This window comes from Klebsiella sp. RHBSTW-00215, assembly GCF_014103785.1.
Taxonomy (GTDB): domain Bacteria; phylum Pseudomonadota; class Gammaproteobacteria; order Enterobacterales; family Enterobacteriaceae; genus Klebsiella.
On the sequence record NZ_JABXQS010000001.1, the window covers coordinates 2,638,014 to 2,657,070 of the forward strand.

The following is a 19,057-nucleotide window of genomic DNA, read 5'->3' on the forward strand; positions in this document are numbered from 1 at the left end:
CTCCGGAGCCCTTCGTGTCCTCATTGCCGGTTGCCGCCGTTCTGCCTGAACTTCTCACTGCCCTGCAGCATGCGCCGCAGGTTCTGCTCAATGCGCCAACCGGTGCCGGGAAATCCACCTGGCTGCCGTTGCAAATTCTCGCGGAAGGTAAAATCAACGGACGCATTATTCTGCTGGAGCCGCGGCGGCTGGCTGCACGCAACGTGGCGCAAAGGCTGGCGGAGCTGCTGGGGGAGAAACCCGGCGAGACCGTGGGCTATCGCATGCGCGCCGAGACCTGCGTCGGGCCGAAGACGCGCCTCGAAGTCGTCACGGAAGGTATTTTGACGCGGATGATCCAGCGCGATCCCGAACTGACCGACGTTGGGCTGGTGATCCTCGATGAATTTCACGAACGCAGTCTGCAGGCGGATCTGGCGCTGGCGCTGCTGCTCGATGTGCAGCAGGGATTGCGCGACGATCTCAAGCTGCTGATCATGTCGGCGACGCTGGATAACGAGCGTTTGCAACAGTTGCTGCCGGACGCGCCAACGGTGACATCCGCAGGGCGCGCGTTTCCGGTTGAACGGCGTTTTTTGCCGCTGCCAACGCATCAGCGATTTGACGAGGCGGTGGCGATTGCCGCAGCAGAACTGCTGCGCAGCGAAAGCGGCTCGATGCTGCTATTCCTGCCCGGCGTTGGGGAGATTCTGCGGGTGCAGGAGCGGCTGGAGGAACGGGTGGCGAACGATGTGGTTCTCTGTCCGCTATATGGCGCGCTGCCGCTGAACGAGCAGCGCAGAGCGATACTCCCTGCGCCTGCCGGGATGCGCAAAGTGGTGCTGGCGACCAATATCGCTGAAACCAGTCTGACTATCGAAGGTATTCGGCTGGTGGTGGATAGCGCCCAGGAGCGCGTCGCCCGCTTTGACGCTCGCACGGGATTGACTCGTCTGATCACGCAGCGCATTAGCCAGGCCTCGATGACCCAGCGCGCCGGGCGTGCCGGACGTCTGGAACCGGGGATCTGCCTGCATTTGATCGGTAAAGAGCAGGCTGAGCGCGCGGCGGCGCAGGGCGATGCGGAAATCCTGCAAAGCGATCTGTCGGCGCTGCTGCTGGAGCTTTTGCAGTGGGGATGTCAGGACCCGTCCCAGCTTAGCTGGCTGGACCTGCCGCCTGCGGCTAACCTGGCGGCGGCCCGTCGCCTGCTGACAGCGCTCTCGGCGCTGGAAGGCGAGCGACTCTCGGTGCACGGGCGCAAAATGGCCGCGTTGGGTAGCGACCCGCGCCTGGCGGCGATGCTGACCGCGACGGAAGATGCTGATGGTGTCGCGACGGCGGCTAAGCTGGCGGCGATCCTGGAAGAGCCGCCGCGCGGCGGTAATAGCGACCTTAGCTCGGCGTTTGCCCGTCAACAGACCAACTGGCAGCAGCGAGCGCAGCAGTTGATGAAACGGCTGGCGACCCGCGGTGGTCAGCCCGATGCTGAGCAAATGGCGCCGCTGTTGGCTGCGGCTTTTGCCGACCGCATTGCCCATCGTCGTGGCCAGGAGGGGCGCTACCAGCTGGCGAACGGGATGGGGGCGATGCTTGACGCTGACGATGCGCTGGGCCGTCACGAGTGGCTGATTGCGCCGCTATTATTGCAGGGCAGTTCGTCGCCGGATGCGCGGATTTTACTGGCGCTGCCGGTGGATATTCATGCGCTGATTGAGCAGTGTCCGGCGTTGGCTCAGCGTTCTGATACCGTCGAGTGGGACGAAGCGCTGGGCACCCTGAAGGCCTGGCGACGCACTTGTATCGGGCAACTGGTGATCAAGACCCAGCCGCTGGCGAAGCCTTCGGAAGAGGAGCTGCATCAGGCGATGCTCAACGGCATCCGGGATAAGGGCCTGAGCGTGCTTAACTGGACCCCGGAAGCAGAACAGCTGCGCCTGAGACTGCACTGCGCCGCGCAGTGGCTGCCGGAAGAGGCGTGGCCCGCTGTTGATGAAACATCGCTGCTGGAGTCGCTTGAGGAGTGGCTGTTGCCGCAGATGGTGGGCGTTCACTCGCTGCGCGCGCTCAAGGCGCTGGACGTGCGTCAGGCGCTGCAAAACTGGCTACCGTGGTCGCTTCGTCAGAAGCTGGATAGCGAGCTGCCCACACATTACACGGTGCCGACCGGCAGCCGCATCGCCATTCGCTATCATGATGAAAACCCGCCTGCGCTGGCGGTACGGATGCAGGAAATGTTTGGCGAGGCGACGACCCCGGTTATAGCTCAGGGGCGCGTGCCGCTGGTGCTGGAGCTGCTTTCGCCCGCCCAACGACCGCTGCAAATCACCCGCGATTTAGGCGCGTTCTGGCAGGGGAGCTACCGCGAGGTGCAAAAAGAGATGAAAGGGCGCTATCCGAAGCACGTCTGGCCGGACGATCCGGCCAATACCGCCCCGACCCGGCGTACCAAGAAGTATTCGTAATCTCCGGACAGGCCCACAGTTTGCAGCGGACCCGTAGCCCGGTCAGCGCACCGGGAAGATAACCTGAAGCTGGATTGCGCACTGTTTCCCGGAGGCGGCGCTGGCGCACCTGTCCGGGCTACCAGACCGGCACTGTACCCGTAGCCCGGTCAGCGCAGCGCCACCGGGAAGATTGATGTGGTTATATCTGATTCCACAAAAAGATCCCGCCGCCAGCCAGCGCCAGCCAGGGGCCGAAGGCCAGCGGTTGTTGCAGCGATTGCCGGGTCACCAGCCGCTGTAACAGCGTCCAGACCAGACCGCTGGCGGAAGCCAGCAGCAGCGTCTGCGGCAACCACTGCCAGCCGGACCACGCCCCGAGCGCCGCCAGCAGCTTAAAATCACCGTAGCCCAGCGCCTCCTTACCGGTTAGCAGACGAAATACCCAAAACACCGTCCATAGCGACAAATACCCGGCCATCGCGCCGATGACCGCATCCGCCAGCGGCACGAAGGTATCGTTAAGATTAAACAGCAGCCCGGCCCATAGCAGCGGTAGGGTCAGCCGATCGGGCAGCAGTTGCGTTTGCGCGTCGATGGCGGCAAGGATTAGCAGAACCGACAGCAGAAGCAGGCCGCCCAGCAGCGGTATCCCCGGAGGCATCAGGTATCCGACCAACGCAAACAGCATGCCGGTCGCCAGCTCTACCAGAGGATATCGACGCGATATCGGTAGTCCGCAGCAGCGTGAATGCCCCTTCAGCCACAGAAAGCTCAAAAGGGGAATATTATCCCGCCAGGCGATGGACTGATGGCACTGCGGGCAGAACGACGCAGGAAAGCAGAGATTAACGGTCTCGGTTTGCTCCATCATCAGCGGTAAGCGGTGTATAACGACGTTAAAAAAGCTGCCGAACGTCAGACCGAAAAGGAGTAAAAAACCGCTCCAGACGAGTGGGAATTGTGCGGCAAACTCCTCCAGCCGCGTGATATTTTCTATCATCATCGTGTCCCCTGCGATAACCACTGCCCTTGCCACTGCCACGGCGTGCGCCCCTGCTCATCTTTACGTGCATTTTGTGCCGCCAACAGGCTGAGCAGCGCCGGGGCCGCCTGGCGGGTTTGCCATGTCCCGCTAAACGTATAGTGGCCGTCTGGCGTGAAAGAACCTTGTCCGCTGAGGCTAAGCTGATGAGAATCCTGGGTTAGGGCAATACCCAGTGCGCCCGCTGGGGTGCAGCTTAATTTGCCGTCTACGCGAGCCAGTTCAAGCGCTCCTGCCGGGGAGTTGAGCGCTGCATCCCGCCACTGTATATTACCGCCGGTAATCTGCTGGCAGCCGCTGGCGTTAAAGCTGGCTTCAGGTAATGTCAGCACCACCTGACCGCTGGCTTCCAGCGGTATTCCGAACGCTAATCGCTGGCTGATAAAACGGGCCGGGACCGTGAGACGCCCCTCGTGTACCACAAATTCGTTCAGACCGTGCAGCCAGGCCTGGCCGCGCAGCCCGGACGGGTCGTTAAAACGGATATGCCAGCCGGGAAGCCAGGACGAGAAGCCAAACTCCCAGCGCAAATAGGCTATTTCAACGCCGCGCCAGCTGGCCTGCCAGGCTTCCCCTTGCCATAGGGTGCCTGAGGTTTCAGAGAGCCGTGCGCCTTCCGGCAGCGCCAGGGTCAGCAGCCGCGCCGGAGCGCTCAGCAATAGCCAGAAGAGATATACCGCCGCCAGCAGCAGGCCAATGATAAGTTTATTTTTCATTACTACGCTCCAGCACCAGCGCATTGACGGTAACCCAGCCGGGCTGCTGCGCTACAGCAGCGACAGCCAGCGTGGCGGTTGTCATCCCCGACTGTCCCAGCGCATCCAGCCATAACATCAGCGACTGGAAATCGGCGGGCTGCACGGTGAGGCTCAGGCGAGCCCCTTGCGGCTGCAGGCGAACGATGGTGATGCCGTGGCGGGCGGCCTCGCGCATAATCACCGTCGATGGCTCTTCTTGCGCCATAGGCGGTTTCTGCTGGCTAAGCTGCCGGAGAAGCGGCGTTTGCTGACGCATCCACTGCAGATTAGCCTGCTCTCTGGCTAGCGTTTGCCGCCATTGCGCCTCGCGGTTTTGCCACGGCTGCCATAGCGCGTAATACACCAGGCCGATAAGCAGCATCGCGCCCATCCCCAGCAGCAGATGCTGTTCACGACGCGTACGTTGTTGCCATAAGTCGAGCAGGTCAGGCATCGTTACCCTCCAGTGTCAGACGTCCTTCGATACCGTCGGCGCGCGGCTTCATCTCGCCGGTCTGCACGCGGAATCCCGTTCGTGCGCGATTGCTGAACTGCTCCAGAGCCTGTGATGAAACTGCAGATATCTCCAACTGTAGCGTGTTGCGTGCGGCGTCAAAGCTCAGGGAGCGCAAGCGGATGCCCGGCGTCTCAGCGATGATTTTTTGCAACGCGCCGAGCCGGGAAATAAGCGCTGGTTGCCCCCCTGAGCTTTCCAGTTGGCGCAGATGCTGTTGCATTTGCAGCCTTGGGTTGATGACGTTTTTTTCCGCCTTAAACCACTGGCGGTAAAAATCGCGGCTGGCCTGCACGGCGGCATCGGCCTGTCGCCCCAGGGCGAGGTGATCGTCCAGGCTGTTTCCGCCCCACAACAGCAGTAGCGCCAGCGCTGCGGCGATCGCTGGACGCCAGCGCCGGGGCGTCGGCTGACGGCGGCGTTTAGCGGCAAAATTGCCCTGGCGTAAACAGATCTTGCGGGCATCCGGATTGTTCGCCGCCAGTTGGAGCAGGTCCAGCGGCGGGAGAGGCTGCCACGGTGCGGCGATATCCGGCGGCGGTGAATAGCACGCGATCGACGCGACGTCTTGCCAGTGGGCCAGCAGCCCGTCGAGCCACGTGGTTTCCACCGCCATTCCGTTCCATGTATCACAGCGAAACAGCCACTGCTCGCCGCACTGTACGGCGCTCCAGCCGGTTGGGCTTTGCGGCAGCGCGAGGATATCCGGGGTCAGAGCCAGTACGTTCAGTCCAAGCTCCTCGCACCAGGCCTGCCAGGCGCGCATCTTTTCCTGTCCGACCACCGCCACGGCGCAGTCGGTTTTGTCCTGATGAAGTAGGGCAAAGTGGCTCTCTTCGACCTCCGTCGCCAGCTGTTCTTCGAGTAAAAACGCCAGCGCCTGCTGTGGTCGCCTGATGGCTCCGGCGGGCAGAGTGACGCGGTGAAAAGCGCAGTCGCTGGCCGGTACCAGCACCCAGACCGGATAGCGCTGCGCCAGCAGGCTAAGCGTCCGGTCGCCATCATCAGGATGCCATTCTCCGGTCTGTGCCGCTTCTCCCGGCGCGACCAGCCGCCATATTGCCGTGGAGGTATCAGGATTGAGGCGAATAATCAGCACGGCGGCGGAAGAGGTCTGGTGGTTATTCATCGGCTACCCAATAGATTCCGTAGCGCCGTTGAACGACGCTGAAGGTTCGCCCCTGTTTTTGCAGGAGGCTACGTTGTTGATAGCGGGCGTTGCCCATCACCACGCTGAAGGTGGCGATAAAGCGTTCACTGTGTACCGCCAGCCACGGACGCGCGGCGGCGGTATCGGTTTTTTGTAATGTCGGTTGCGACAGGAAGGCGGCGACGCTGCTCCAGCCCGTCGACGCGCGGGTTTGCAGCAGTTGCTGTGCCTCGGGGACGGTGAGTTCTGCTGGAAAGAGCGCCGCCAGCAGCGCGGCCTGAGCAGGCTTCAGGGTGTTGACGTTGACCTGTAGCACGTCGTCCGTCAGGGCACAGACGTAGGGCAACAGGCGCTGATAGAGCGCAGCGTCCATCCCGACCAGCAGGCGCAGTTCGCTAACATCCTGCAGCGGCTGATTCCCGGTCAGATAGCCGGGCGATTGCGCCATATAGACTTCGTCCTCCGCGCCGTTCAGCAGCGGCTCACGATTGCTGTCTACCCAGTCGCGCAGGGCAGCGGTGAGCTGTAGCGCCCGCAAGGGTTCGCTGCCGAGGTTTTCCAGCAGCCGGGTAAAAACCTGCGCGGGATAAGGCATTTCGGCGTTTTCGTCGCCGCTGAGCTGGTTAATGGCGTTAAGATTGAAGCAGGCCTGGGCGTCGGTAATCGTGGCGTAAATCTCGCCGTCATTAACCGTAAAACGGCGATCCTGCTGGGCCCAGTTCTGCGCCAGATGGGTTTGGTTTGGTGAATCGAGCGCGTCGCGTTGCAGCAGCGCCGCCGCCATGGTTTCCGCCCCCAGCGCGTACCATTTGGCCTGTAGATTATCGAGAGTGGTGGCGGTTTGCTGGTACATCTGCGCAGTGCGTTCGGTCATGGCGCTCGCCAGCACCATCATCAGGGCGAGGATCAGCAGTACCATCAGCAGGGCGACCCCGCGCTGGCGGTTGTTCATTGGCTGCCTCCTGACGTGAGCAGAAACAGCCGCTTGATCTCGCCGTATGGTTCCAGCCTTAGGGTGACTTCCAGCCCCTGCGGCAGCGTCTGCGACTGCTGCCATTCATCCTGCCAGCGGCCGCTGGCATAAAAGCGCAGACGGAACGCCTGAACGCCGCGCTGGACTACGGTTACCGTGGGTTGGCTGCCGGGCAACGGGTCCTGCTGGTCATAGCTCAGACGCTCCAGTTGGCCCTCACGCAGGCGATAGCTGACGTTCTGAATTTCCGAACGCGGCAGCATCCCCAGCGGATTGGGCCAGCCGTTGCGGCTAAAGGCCATCGCCCAGTCATCGCTGCTCAATTGAAAGCGTCCGGCAAAAAACAGGCTTGCGCTGTCGCGGCTGCGGCGGGGAATGATGTGGCTGAAATCCGCCGCCATCTGGCTGAAGGTTTGCTGTAACGCCTGCATGCGCCCGCTCTTATCACGGGTGAGCGTATCGGCGCGCATCACGTTTTGCAGCACCGTCACCGCGGCCACGCTGAGCGCGGCGAGGATCGCCAGCGCCAGCAGCATTTCGACGAGGGTGAAGCCGCGCGAGCGTTGAGTCATAGCTGGGTGACATAGGTGCGTAGCGAAGAGACCGGTGTCTTGTCGCTTTTATTGTGACGGACTTCGACATCCAGCGCCCGCAGTTGCGGAAGGTCAGTCTCCACGCCCTGCCAGCGAATATGCCAGCTGACGCCCGCCGCCTGCACGGTGGTTTCTGACCAGCTCAGCGCCGGAAAGCGATTCTCCAGCCGTAGCTGCACCAACTGATTATCCGCCAGCCAACTGGCGAGAGTTTTCTCTTCCATTCGTCCCAGCTGGCGGGTTTGCTGGAGCGTTGTCTGCATCACCGCCAGCCCGGCGAGGGCGAACACCACCAGCGCAACCATCACTTCAATCAGCGTCATACCGGACTGGGGTTTCATTGCGCCTCCTGCGATTCGGCCAGGCTTTCGCCGCGGGCATTAAACGCGATACCCGGCGCATCGCCCATGCTGAGCTGGAACGGCGTCATTTCGCCGCCGGGGAAAATCAGCACATCGGGATTGTTGCCAGGCGTCCAGACCTCGCCCTGCGGGAAAGTAAGGTTCAGCTTGCCCTGATTGAGATTGCCCGAAGTGGCGACGCGCCCGGCCTGCAGCGGTAGCCAGCGATATCCGTTCCAGCTGTCGCTGGCGGGTGTCGGATCGTTGCTTTCACGGGCTTGCAATACCAGGAACTGCCAGCCATCGGGATGCACCGAGACGCCAAAAAACTGACCGGTTTGCAGTCCTCGCTGCTGGACAAAGCGCAGCTGCGCCTGAAAGCGCGCCAGCGTCTGCTCCGCGCCATCGTCACGCGAAGCTGGGAACGCCAGCATCACCATGCCCGCGCTGACGCCCATTAGCAGCAAAATGAGCATCATCTCCAGTAGCGTAAAGCCGCGCTGGCGCACTATTTCTTCCCGATCGTCCAGTTGCCGATATCGTCATTGCTCTCCGGGACGCCGTCCGGCCCGAGGCTGAAAATATCCACCTGTCCGTGCTGACCGGGGCTTAACAACTGGTAATCGCCGCCCCACGGGTCCTGCGGCAGACGGCGGATATAGCCGCCCTCCGGATAGTTTCGTGCGTGCGGCTCGGCGGATGGCGCGCTGACCAGCGCCTGCAGCCCCTGTTCGGTGCTCGGATAGCGGCTGTTGTCCAGTTTGTACATGTCCAGCGCCCCCTCCAGCGCGACCAGGTCGCTGACCACTTTTTGCCGGTCGGCCTTTTCCTTGTTGCCCATCAGGTTGGGCACCACCAGGCTGGCGAGCACGCCGAGGATAACAATCACCACCATGATTTCCAGTAAGGTGAATCCGCGCTGTCGTTGCATATTTTTCTCCATTAGAACAATTACATACTCATCAGGGTGTTGAGTTGCAGTATCGGTTGTAGGATGGCGAGGACGATAAACAGCACCATTCCGGCCATCGCCACCACCAACAGGGGTTCAAACAGGCTGAGCGCCAGCTGGATTTGCGCGCTCAGCTCCCGGTCCTGATTATCCGCCGCGCGTTCCAGCATGCCGTTGAGCTCGCCGCTCTGTTCGCCGCTGGCGACCATGTAGCGCATCATCGGTGGGAATAGCTGGGTCATTTCGAGGGCGCGGTGCAGGCTGACGCCTTCGCGAACCGCGTCGCTGGCGGCTTCCAGCTGGTGCTTCGCCCAGGCATTGCTTAACACTTCTGCGCTGATGCGCATCGCCAGCAGCAGCGGCACGGCGCTGGCGTTGAGAATGCTCAGGGTGCGGGCGTAGCGGGCGCTATTGACGCTGCGCGCGACCCTGCCAATCAGCGGCAGACGCAGCAGCTGCTTATGCCAGGCCAGCCGCTTTGCGGGCTGACGCAGCAGGTAGCGCAGCAGCAGAATGACCAGCACGATGACCAGCAGCAGCCATGGACCGGCGGTGCGAACCAGGTCGCTCATCGCCATCAGCAGGCGGGTGGAAAACGGCAGCGCCTGTTTGAGGTGGATAAACTGGTCGACGACCTTTGGCACCACCGTCGAGAGCAGGATCACAATCACGCTGACGGCAACAAAGGTCAGTACGATGGGGTAAATCATCGCCTGCAGCAGTTTGGCGCGAAGCTGCTGGCGCTGTTCGGTGTAATCCGCCAGCCGATTTAGTACGCCATCGAGGTGGCCTGAGGCTTCCCCGGCGGCGACCATCGCGCAGTAGAGCGCGTCGAAACAGCCAGGATAGCCGCGCATGGCTTCCGCCAGGGAATGGCCTTCCAGCACTTTGCCGCGCACCCCGGCGATAATCGTTTTTAGCTGCGGTTTCTCACACTGCTGGGCCACCGCGTCGAGCGCTTTTTCCAGCGGGATGGCGGCGGCGACCAGGGTTGCCAGTTGGCGGGTCAGCAGGGCGAGATCGCTTGCGCTCGTGCGGCGGATAAAGCGTGGACGTCCGCTGCTGCCGTTGGCTGTCGGGTCGACTTCCAGCGCCAGCCAGCCCTGCTCCCGCAGCAGCTGGCGCGCGTGGCGGGCGGAGTCAGCCTGCTGAACGCCGCGCCGGGTTTTGCCGTTTTCGTCGAGGGCCTGGTAACGAAAAAGCGCCATCTCAGGAGGCCTCCGTGGTCTGCTGCTCGGTGACTCTGAGCACCTCTTGCCAACTGGTGATCCCCGCCAGCGCTTTTTCCCGCCCGGAACGGCGCAGGGTCATATAGTCCGCCCCCAACTGTTGGATCAGCGTCACCTCGTTTTCACCACGATGGATAGCCATGCGCACGCGATCGTCCACCAGCAGCAGTTCGTGAATGCCGGTGCGCCCGCGATAGCCGGTAAAACCGCACTCGGCGCAGCCTTGAGGCCGCCAAAGCGCAGTGCCGGGGGCGATATCCATCTGGCGGGCAGCGTCGATATTTGCCGGTTCCTGCTGACGGCAGTGCGGGCAGAGTCGGCGCACCAGCCGCTGCGACATCACCGCCAGCAGCGAGGTGGAGAGCAGAAAAGGTTCCACGCCCATATCCTGCAGACGCGAGATAGCGCCCAGCGCGCTGTTGGTGTGTAGCGTCGAGAGCACCAGATGGCCGGTTAACGAGGCCTGGACGGCAATCTGCGCCGTCTCGCCATCGCGGATTTCACCCACCAGCACCACGTCGGGATCCTGGCGCAATATGGCGCGCAGCCCGCGGGCAAAGGTCATGTCGACTTTACTGTTAACCTGGGTCTGACCGATGCCCTCGAGCTCGTATTCGATAGGGTCTTCAATGGTCATGATGTTGCGCTCGCGGGCGTCGAGGCGGCTCAGCGCAGCGTAAAGCGAGGTGCTTTTTCCCGAACCGGTTGGCCCGGTCACCAGCACGATGCCGTGCGGGCGGGCGATCAACCCATCCACCTGCTGAAGCAGCGCGGGCGACATCCCCAGGGTCAGCAGATCGAGATTAACGCTGTTCTTGTCGAGCAGGCGCAGTACCACCCGTTCGCCGTAGCTTGAGGGCAGGGTGGAGACGCGCACGTCGACGGCCCGTCCGCCAATGCGCAGCGCCATGCGTCCGTCCTGAGGAATGCGTTTTTCGGCGATATCGAGGCTCGCCATCACCTTAATGCGTGAGATCAGCAGCGCGGCGAGGCGGCGCTGGGGGCGCAGGATTTCGCGCAGGACGCCGTCGACGCGAAAGCGAATTTGCAGATGGCGTTCATAGGTTTCGATATGAATATCCGAGGCTTTCTCTTTGATGGCCTCGGTGAGCATGGCGTTAATCAGGCGAATAATCGGCGCGTCGTCTTCGCTATCCAGCAGGTCGTCGGTGTCCGGCAGCTCTTCGGCAAGGGTGTATAAATCCAGTTCGTTGCCGATATCCGCCATCATGCGCCGCGCCTCCGCTGAGTCACGCTGATAGCTCAGCACCAACAGCTTTTCGAACGCCTCTTCCTCCAGGCTTTCGAGGCTGAACGGCATCGCGGCGACCCGGCGGGCTTCCAGCAGCGCCTGCGGCGCGGTGGCGGCGAGGCAGAAAACCTCGCAGCTTTCCCCGTTGCTCAACAGCATCACGTTATGCATGCGGGCGTAGCTGAAAGGTAGCAGCGGACGGCGTTCGGCGGCGGGGGTCATAGATTTCCTCCCAGGTTGAACGCGTCGATAGCGGCGCTCACCTGACGGAACGCGGCGGTATCCTGGCGCGGATAGATTTCCAGCAGATCGTTACTCAGCATCGCGTCGTTGCTCTCCTTGCCACGCTGTTTGGTCTGGGCATCGTTAAAGGCGGTGTACTGGCCGGATGATGCCTGGCGGTACTCGTCGCGGTCGCGGATCACCGTCGGGCGAATAAACAGCATCAGGTTGCGCTTGGAGACCTTTTTGCTGGTGGAGCGGAACAGCGCGCCAATCACCGGAATATCGCCGAGTAACGGGACTTTATCGGCGGTGTCGGTGACGCTTTTATCCAGCAGGCCGCCGACCACTACCGTTTCGCCGCTGCCGACCAGCACCGCGTTATTCACCGTGCGGGTATTAAAGGTCGCGCCGAGATCCGAGCTGGTGCTGGAAGCGGCATCCGCCACGCTGGAGACCTCTTGTTCGATCTCCAGCAGTACTGAATCACCTTCGTTGATTTGCGGCTTGACCTTCAGCTTGATGCCGACGGTTTTGCGCTCAACGGTATTGAAGATGTTATCTCCGGAGGTGGTTTGCGAGCCGGTGAGCACCGGGACTTCCTGGCCAACGTTAAAAGTGGCCTCCATGTTGTCGAGGGTGACGATGCTCGGGGTGGCAAGAATATCGTTTTTGGTACTGCTGGAGAGGGCAGTCAGCAGCATCGCCCAGTTGCCCTGATAGAATCCGGCGGCAATGCCGTTGAAGGAACCCAGGGCGCTGGCCAGCGAACTGGTGAGGGTGCCATCTTTGTTGTACTGATTGGCTCCGGCAATCGCTGTGGATATCGGCAGGCCGCTGTTGGTGAACTGAGTCATCCCGGCATTTTTATTGGCCCACTGGATACCAAGGTTAAGACCGTCGGCATCCTGCACTTCAGCGATAATCGCCTCCACCAGCACCTGCGGGCGGCGGATATCAAGCTGGGCGATCACCCGCTCAAGGTCGTTCATCACGTCTGGCGCTGCGGTGACAATTAGGGCGTTGGTCTGACCGTGGGCTTTGATAATGATGTTTTTATCCAGCGCCGCCACCGGCTTCGCGGCCTGCTTTTCGCTCTGAATCGTGCTGCTGATGCCGGTCAGCACTTCCACCAGATCGGACGCTTTGGCGTATTTCAGGTAGATAACTTTAGTATTGCCCTGCGTCGCCTGCTGGCGGTCGAGCTGCTTGATCATCGCGATAATGCGCTGGCGGGAGTTAGGTTCGCCGCTGACCAGTACCGCGTTGGTGCGTTCATCCGCTACCACGTTGGCGACCATCGAGCCGGGCAGCGCAGATTTGCTGGTGTCTTTGTTGAGTTCGGTCACCAGCTTGACCACATCGGCGGCGGAAGCCCAGGAGAGAGGAACGGTCACCACGCTGCGGTCTCCGGCGTTATCGACGCGCTCAACAATGGTCAGCAAGCGTTTGATCACCGCCGCACGGCCTGTCATTAACAGGACGTTGGAGGGTTCGTAATGCACCACGCTGCCCGCTCCGGCGTTATCGTTGAGCTGGCGCAGCAGTGGTGCTAAATCGCGGGCGGCGACGTTGGTCAGCGGCACCACGCGGGTGACGACTTCATCGCCGATTCCCGGCGCGGCATCGCTGGCGACCGGCACGGCGGCGGTTTTCGCATCCTTCGAACGCACCACTTTCAGCACGCCGTTATTCATATTAATCACGGCGAAGCCATACACATCGAGGACGCTGAGGAAGAATTGATAATATTGCTCTTCATTGAGCATATCGTAGCTGCGCACGGTAATGGTGCCGCGTACGCTGGGGTCGATAATCACCGTTTTATTCAGGTTTTTACTCACTGTATTGATAAATTCCTGAATATCGGTTCCCTTAAAGCTGGCAGAGAATTCTTCCGCGCCAGCCGGTCTGAATAACAGGGATGAGAATATAAGTAGCGCCAGGAAAAATGGGCGGATAACGGTAGTGATGTTCAATTATTCGTCCCTCAGGGCCAGGTAAATATCGTGTTTCTGACCATCGCGTTCAACGGTAAGGGTTATTTCACTTAATTCCGGAAGCTGAGTTAACGCCTGCTGGGCCTGTTCTCTGTCGCGTAAATCCAGGCCGTTCAGGGCAATAGCTAAGTCGTTTTCCTGGAGACCGGCCTCGCGAAATAATGCCGGGTCTTTGCCTGGATTCAGGCGATATCCGCTCAGTTTGTCATTGGTCATCACCGGCGAAATATTGAGGTAGTGAAGAATATTTTGCGGTTGCTTGCGTAGTTCCTGAGCCAATTGTTGGGTTGGGGTCATCGCGCTATTTTTTGCGCCAGTAGGTTGGTCGTTAAACAGCGGGATGGCCTCATTGCTGCCGCGATAATTGACGATCAGGCGGTCGGGAAAAATAGCGACGATTTTGGCCTCTCCACCCGGCGTGTTATCGCCAATGCCGAGGCTAACCTGTTGATTGCCTTTCATCATAATAGCAATGGCGCGGGCTGGATCGGTGCTGGCGAGCAGGCCGGTCACGCGCAGTTTTAAAGCTGAAATGGGGGCCTGCTGAAGGTCATTAACGCTTGCGGGCGCGGCGGTCTTCTCCGCGATGCCAAACAGCGTAAAGCGCGGAAGCGCTGTTTTAGATGGAACATCGGGAGGTGCCGTCAGGTTGCTATGAGGGCGTTCGTTATCCGTAAAGTTTACCGGGAAAATTATTTTCCAGGTTAATTGAGCGAGCTGTTGGCAGAGAATTAATAATATGATGGAGGTCACAATATGAGGCATGTAATTAATTATTTTTTTATTTGATATTGTTAATCTCATCACGGAATTATGCATTTTCATTCCTTTGTTCATTCTATTTCCCTCAGCAAAAGGTACAGCCCTACCGATATTGGTGGGGCGTTTTTTTATTCTAAGTATGCTTATTGCGGGAATCTGTGTTGGTCGCTGCGAATCATAATGAGTTTCGCTATTGCGGTCGTCATTCCCTTTTTATTTTTTCTCCCCCGGCCGCCTACGCCCCCTGGGAATGAGTGAATGGATGATTGAACCGAAGAGGGCAAGAATATCTAATTATCGACGCTTTAAAGATATGCTCGTCATTTTTCATGGTGCTGTAATGCACTCTGAATAATTTCGTTCATAGATCACTTCATATAATTAATCAGCATATACCCTAAATAATTCGAGTTGCAGGAAGGCGGCAACGCAGTGAGCCCCCAGGAGCGTACTTAAGTACGTGACTGGGGTGAGCGAGGCAGCCAACGCATATGCAACTTGAAGTATGACGGGTATTAAAGGGACTATCGAATGCTCAGATATACCCGTAATGCCCTGGTTCTGGGATCGCTGGTTTTGCTTAGCGGCTGCGATAACGGATCCTCTTCTTCTTCCTCTGGAAATCCTGACACGCCTGATAATCAGGATGTCGTTGTACGTTTACCTGACGTTGCGGTGCCCGGTGAAGCGGTCACGGCGGTAGAAAACCAGGCGGTCATCCACCTGGTGGATATTGCCGGGATCACCAGCAACAGCGCGGCGGACTACAGCAGTAAAAACCTCTATCTGTGGAATAACGAAACCTGCGACGCGCTGAGCTCGCCGGTTGCTGACTGGAACGATGTCAGCACCACGCCGACGGGCAGCGACAAATATGGCCCGTACTGGGTGGTTCCGCTCAATAAAGAAAGCGGCTGTATTAACGTGATTGTTCGCGACGGCACCAATAAGCTGATCGACAGCGATCTGCAAGTGTCGTTTGGCGACTTTACCGATCGCACGGTTTCCGTTATCGCTGGTAACAGCGCGGTCTACGATTCCCGCGCCGATGCCTTCCGCGCCGCGTTTGGCGTGGCGCTGGCCGAAGCCCACTGGGTCGATAAAAACACGTTGTTGTGGCCGGGCGGTCAGGATAAGCCCATCGTGCGCCTGTACTACAGCCATAGCAGTAAAGTGGCGGCCGATAGCGAAGGTAAATTTACCGACCGCTATCTGAAGCTGACGCCGACCACCGTTAGCCAGCAGGTCAGCATGCGCTTCCCGCATCTTTCCAGCTACGCGGCCTTTAAGCTGCCGGAAAACGCCAACGTTGATGAACTGTTGCAGGGTGAAACGGTTGCCATTGCCGCAGAGCAGGACGGGATCCTGATTTCCGCTACCCAGGTACAGACGGCGGGCGTACTGGATGATACCTATGCTGAAGCGGCAGAAGCGCAGAGTTATGGTGCGCAGCTGACCGACGGCGGCGTGAACTTCCGCGTCTGGGCACCGACTGCTCAGCAGGTGGATGTGGTGGTGTACAGTGCCGATAAGAAAGTGACCGGCAGCCATCCGATGACCCGCGACAGCGCTTCTGGCGCATGGTCGTGGCAGGGCGGTAGCGACCTGAAAGGGGCTTTCTACCGCTATGCGATGACGGTGTATCACCCGCAGTCGCGTAAGGTTGAACAGTACGAAGTTACCGACCCGTACGCGCACAGCCTGTCGACCAACTCGGAGTACAGTCAGGTCGTTGACCTCAACGACAGCGCGCTCAAGCCTGACGGTTGGGACAGCCTGACCATGCCGCATGCGCAGAAAACCAAAGCTGATCTAGCGAAGATGACGATCCATGAATCGCATATTCGCGATCTCTCCGCCTGGGATCAGACCGTCCCGGCAGAACTGCGCGGTAAATACCTCGCGCTGACCGCTGGCGACAGCAATATGGTGCAGCATCTGAAGAAGCTTTCGGCTTCAGGCGTGACGCACATTGAGCTGCTGCCGGTCTTCGATCTGGCGACGGTGAACGAGTTCAGCGATAAAGTTGCTGACATTCAGCAGCCGTTCAGCCGCCTGTGTGAAGTGAACAGCGCGGTGAAAAGCAGCGAATTCGCCGGATACTGCGACAGCGGCTCCACGGTGGAAGAGGTGCTGAATCAGCTCAAGCAGAGCGATAGCCAGGATAACCCGCAGGTGCAGGCGCTGAATACGCTGGTGGCGCAGACCGACTCCTATAACTGGGGCTACGATCCGTTCCATTACACTGTTCCTGAAGGATCTTACGCGACCGATCCGGAAGGCACGACGCGTATTAAAGAGTTCCGCACCATGATTCAGGCGATCAAGCAGGATCTGGGGATGAACGTCATTATGGACGTGGTGTACAACCACACCAATGCCGCCGGGCCGACCGATCGCACCTCGGTGCTGGATAAGATTGTCCCCTGGTACTATCAGCGCCTGAATGAAACCACCGGTAGCGTTGAATCTGCTACCTGCTGTTCAGACTCCGCGCCGGAACATCGGATGTTTGCCAAGCTTATCGCCGACTCTCTGGCGGTATGGACCACCGATTATAAAATCGATGGCTTCCGCTTCGACCTGATGGGCTATCACCCGAAAGCGCAAATTCTCTCGGCGTGGGATCGCATCAAAGCGTTGAACCCGGATATCTACTTCTTCGGCGAAGGTTGGGACTCTAACCAGAGCGATCGTTTTGAAATCGCTTCGCAGATCAACCTGAAAGGCACCGGTATCGGTACGTTCTCCGATCGCCTGCGCGACTCCGTGCGCGGCGGCGGGCCGTTCGACTCCGGCGATGCGCTGCGTCAGAACCAGGGTGTCGGCAGCGGCGCGGGCGTATTACCAAACGAAATTACCAGCCTGAGCGATGATCAGGTTCGCCACTTGGCCGACCTGACCCGACTGGGAATGGCCGGTAACCTTGCCGATTTTGTGATGATCGATAAAGACGGCGCGGTGAAGAAAGGCAGCGAAATTGACTATAACGGCGCGCCTGGCGGTTATGCCGCAGACCCGACGGAAGTCGTCAACTATGTTTCGAAGCACGACAACCAGACCCTGTGGGACATGATCAGCTATAAAGCGTCCCAGGAAGCCGATCTGGCGACCCGCGTTCGCATGCAGGCAGTTTCGCTGGCGACGGTGATGCTGGGGCAGGGGATTGCGTTCGACCAGCAGGGCTCTGAACTGCTGCGCTCGAAGTCCTTCACCCGCGACTCCTACGACTCCGGCGACTGGTTCAACCGCGTTGATTATTCTATGCAGGATAACAATTACAACGTCGGGATGCCGCGCAGCAGTGATGACGGCAGCAACTATGATGTGATTTCTCGCGTCAAAGATATGGTTGCCACGCCGGGCGAAGCTGAGCTGAAGCAGATGACCGCGTTCTACCAGGAACTGACCGAGCTGCGTAAATCTTCTCCGCTGTTCACGCTAGGAGACGGTAGCGCGGTAATGAAGCGCGTTGATTTCCGCAATACCGGCTCTGATCAGCAGGCAGGTCTGCTGGTTATGACCGTGGATGACGGCGTGAAAGCGGGTGCCAGCCTGGATAGCCGCCTTGATGGTCTGGTGGTGGCGATTAACGCCGGACCGGAAAGCCGGACGCTGAATGATTTTGCCGGGGAAACGCTGCAGCTGAGCGCTATCCAGGAGACGGCGGGCGAATCTTCGCTGGCAAGCGGCGTACAGATTGCTGCTGACGGTACCGTTAAGCTTCCGGCCTGGTCCGTTGCGGTACTGGAGCTGTTGCAAGGCGATGCCCAGGGCGCTGGTCTGCCGGTGAGCAGTAAGTAAATTAAGTTAGTCCTGAACCTCCCGGTCTGCGGTGTGAAAACCGCAGGCCGGGATGGCGTTTCTTTATTAAGGAGAAAGCCAGTGCTTGTTCGCCAGCAAGAGCCGTTTCCTCAACCTGATGAGCCCCCGGTGGTGATCGGGAGAATGGTGCAAATCCCGTATGTAACCGTGCCACTGTATGCCGCATTGTTGATTGCGCTGGGCTGGTTTGGCGGTGAGCAATGGCGTAACAAACCTGAGCCGCAGCCGATGATGCTGCCGGTAGCCCATGCGGCGCTGATGCCGCTCAATCAGCCTCCCGCTGAACCAGTGGTAAAAAAAGCGGCGGTGCCGGTTAAAGCTGAGGCAGAAATACAGACCGAGGCGGAAACTGAGGTTGATGAAGATAATCTGCCGCCTTTGCGCTACAGCGCGCACGTCTACGCCTCGCTGGCGGAGAAGCGCAGCATTGTATTGAACGGACAATCATGGAAGGAGGGCGATTCGCCGCTGCCGAACCTGGTTATCGAGCAGATTCAACAGGATGTCACCGTGTTTAGTTTTAATGGTCAAACTTTTACCCTGGCGGCGCTGGACGACTGGCCGGGCGGGACCATTGAGGAGAGCCAGCAGGGAGAATAAAAATATCGCGATCGAAATTAAGAAAATAGCTATTTTCCGCGCAGACTATCAATAAACGGCGCGAGCTGGCGATTAAATTGACTGCATTTTGTGGCTTCCGGCGTACTGTCCTGCTGGAGCAGCTGATATAGCTGCGCGCTGCGCTGGCTTAGCATATTTCCATCAATATTTTCCCATCCACGTTTTTTACCTACGTTTATTGCCGCGCGGTTAATGACATCATCGGCGGGAAGATCGCTACGGTTGCATTTATTCTTCAGATAGCGCGCCCCGGCGGCAACGGCGGAGAGCTGTTCAAGCTGGGCCTGGCCGCTAACCGCAGGACTCAAGGTTGTTGAACGATTTTGCTGACAGCCTGCGAGCAGGGCGACCGCCAGAAGCGGAAATATAACGAAATTGCGCATAATATATTAATCGGGAAAAATTAATTGGCTGACAG

The 19,057-nt window shown here is 59.4% G+C and carries 17 protein-coding genes; 3 read left to right on the forward strand and 14 right to left on the reverse strand.

Translation table 11 applies throughout. From position 1 onward, the window contains the following. The first annotated feature begins 14 nt into the window (after positions 1–14). Positions 15–2,444 (forward strand): ATP-dependent helicase HrpB, encoded by a 2,430-nt coding sequence (gene hrpB / locus HV127_RS12530; protein WP_182236395.1) that lies wholly within the window; start codon positions 15–17, stop codon positions 2,442–2,444. A 181-nt stretch (positions 2,445–2,625) separates the two neighbouring features. On the opposite strand, the gene HV127_RS12535 is transcribed toward hrpB, so the two are convergent. The 13 genes from HV127_RS12535 to gspC are packed head-to-tail and all read right to left on the reverse strand — an operon-like array spanning position 2,626 to position 14,250. Next, positions 2,626–3,426 (reverse strand): A24 family peptidase, encoded by an 801-nt coding sequence (locus HV127_RS12535; RefSeq protein ID WP_182240645.1) that lies wholly within the window; start codon positions 3,424–3,426, stop codon positions 2,626–2,628. Continuing rightward, a complete protein-coding gene (locus HV127_RS12540) occupies positions 3,426–4,184 on the reverse strand; it encodes a type II secretion system protein N (protein ID WP_182236397.1) in 759 nt (252 codons plus the stop codon). Before HV127_RS12540 ends, HV127_RS12535 begins: the two co-directional genes overlap by 1 nt. Beyond that, positions 4,174–4,659 carry a type II secretion system protein M gene (locus tag HV127_RS12545; protein WP_182236399.1) on the reverse strand — a complete coding sequence of 162 codons (486 nt, stop codon included), beginning with the start codon at positions 4,657–4,659 and terminating at the stop codon, positions 4,174–4,176. Before HV127_RS12545 ends, HV127_RS12540 begins: the two co-directional genes overlap by 11 nt. Further along, positions 4,652–5,848, reverse strand: a complete 1,197-nt coding sequence (gspL, locus tag HV127_RS12550) for a type II secretion system protein GspL (protein ID WP_182236401.1) — start codon at positions 5,846–5,848, stop codon at positions 4,652–4,654. The genes HV127_RS12545 and gspL overlap by 8 nt, the downstream gene beginning before the upstream one ends. Then, complete coding sequence (gspK, locus tag HV127_RS12555) at positions 5,841–6,821, reverse strand: type II secretion system minor pseudopilin GspK (RefSeq protein WP_182236403.1); 981 nt, start codon at positions 6,819–6,821, stop codon at positions 5,841–5,843. Before gspK ends, gspL begins: the two co-directional genes overlap by 8 nt. Next, the gene (gspJ, locus tag HV127_RS12560; RefSeq protein ID WP_182236405.1) at positions 6,818–7,414 is read right to left on the reverse strand and encodes a type II secretion system minor pseudopilin GspJ; all 597 of its coding nucleotides are present in this window, start codon (positions 7,412–7,414) and stop codon (positions 6,818–6,820) included. Before gspJ ends, gspK begins: the two co-directional genes overlap by 4 nt. Then, positions 7,411–7,776, reverse strand: coding sequence for a type II secretion system minor pseudopilin GspI (gspI, locus tag HV127_RS12565; RefSeq protein WP_182236407.1), 366 nt, complete (start codon positions 7,774–7,776; stop codon positions 7,411–7,413). Before gspI ends, gspJ begins: the two co-directional genes overlap by 4 nt. Next, positions 7,773–8,285 carry a type II secretion system minor pseudopilin GspH gene (gspH, locus tag HV127_RS12570; RefSeq protein ID WP_182236409.1) on the reverse strand — a complete coding sequence of 171 codons (513 nt, stop codon included), beginning with the start codon at positions 8,283–8,285 and terminating at the stop codon, positions 7,773–7,775. Before gspH ends, gspI begins: the two co-directional genes overlap by 4 nt. Further along, complete coding sequence (gspG, locus tag HV127_RS12575; protein WP_182236411.1) at positions 8,285–8,707, reverse strand: type II secretion system major pseudopilin GspG; 423 nt, start codon at positions 8,705–8,707, stop codon at positions 8,285–8,287. The genes gspH and gspG overlap by 1 nt, the downstream gene beginning before the upstream one ends. 20 nt (positions 8,708–8,727) lie before the next feature. Then, positions 8,728–9,936, reverse strand: a complete 1,209-nt coding sequence (gspF, locus tag HV127_RS12580; RefSeq protein ID WP_182236413.1) for a type II secretion system inner membrane protein GspF — start codon at positions 9,934–9,936, stop codon at positions 8,728–8,730. Between the two features lies 1 nt (position 9,937). Further along, the gene (gene gspE, locus HV127_RS12585) at positions 9,938–11,431 is read right to left on the reverse strand and encodes a type II secretion system ATPase GspE (protein WP_182236415.1); all 1,494 of its coding nucleotides are present in this window, start codon (positions 11,429–11,431) and stop codon (positions 9,938–9,940) included. Beyond that, positions 11,428–13,410 carry a GspD family T2SS secretin variant PulD gene (pulD, locus tag HV127_RS12590; RefSeq protein ID WP_181483523.1) on the reverse strand — a complete coding sequence of 661 codons (1,983 nt, stop codon included), beginning with the start codon at positions 13,408–13,410 and terminating at the stop codon, positions 11,428–11,430. The genes gspE and pulD overlap by 4 nt, the downstream gene beginning before the upstream one ends. Then, a complete protein-coding gene (gene gspC / locus HV127_RS12595) occupies positions 13,411–14,250 on the reverse strand; it encodes a type II secretion system protein GspC (RefSeq protein WP_182236417.1) in 840 nt (279 codons plus the stop codon). Between the two features lie 474 nt (positions 14,251–14,724). Between gspC and pulA the strand changes: the two genes are divergently transcribed. Together pulA and gspB are read left to right on the forward strand one after the other, a co-directional pair. Beyond that, a complete protein-coding gene (pulA, locus tag HV127_RS12600) occupies positions 14,725–17,997 on the forward strand; it encodes a pullulanase-type alpha-1,6-glucosidase (protein ID WP_182236419.1) in 3,273 nt (1,090 codons plus the stop codon). A gap of 81 nt (positions 17,998–18,078) precedes the next feature. Then, positions 18,079–18,618: a type II secretion system assembly factor GspB gene (gspB, locus tag HV127_RS12605; protein WP_182236421.1), complete on the forward strand. Its 540-nt coding sequence runs from the start codon at positions 18,079–18,081 to the stop codon at positions 18,616–18,618. 29 nt (positions 18,619–18,647) lie between these two features. On the opposite strand, the gene pulS is transcribed toward gspB, so the two are convergent. After that, a complete protein-coding gene (pulS, locus tag HV127_RS12610) occupies positions 18,648–19,022 on the reverse strand; it encodes a GspS family T2SS pilot lipoprotein variant PulS (RefSeq protein ID WP_182236423.1) in 375 nt (124 codons plus the stop codon). Between the last annotated feature and the right edge of the window lie 35 nt (positions 19,023–19,057).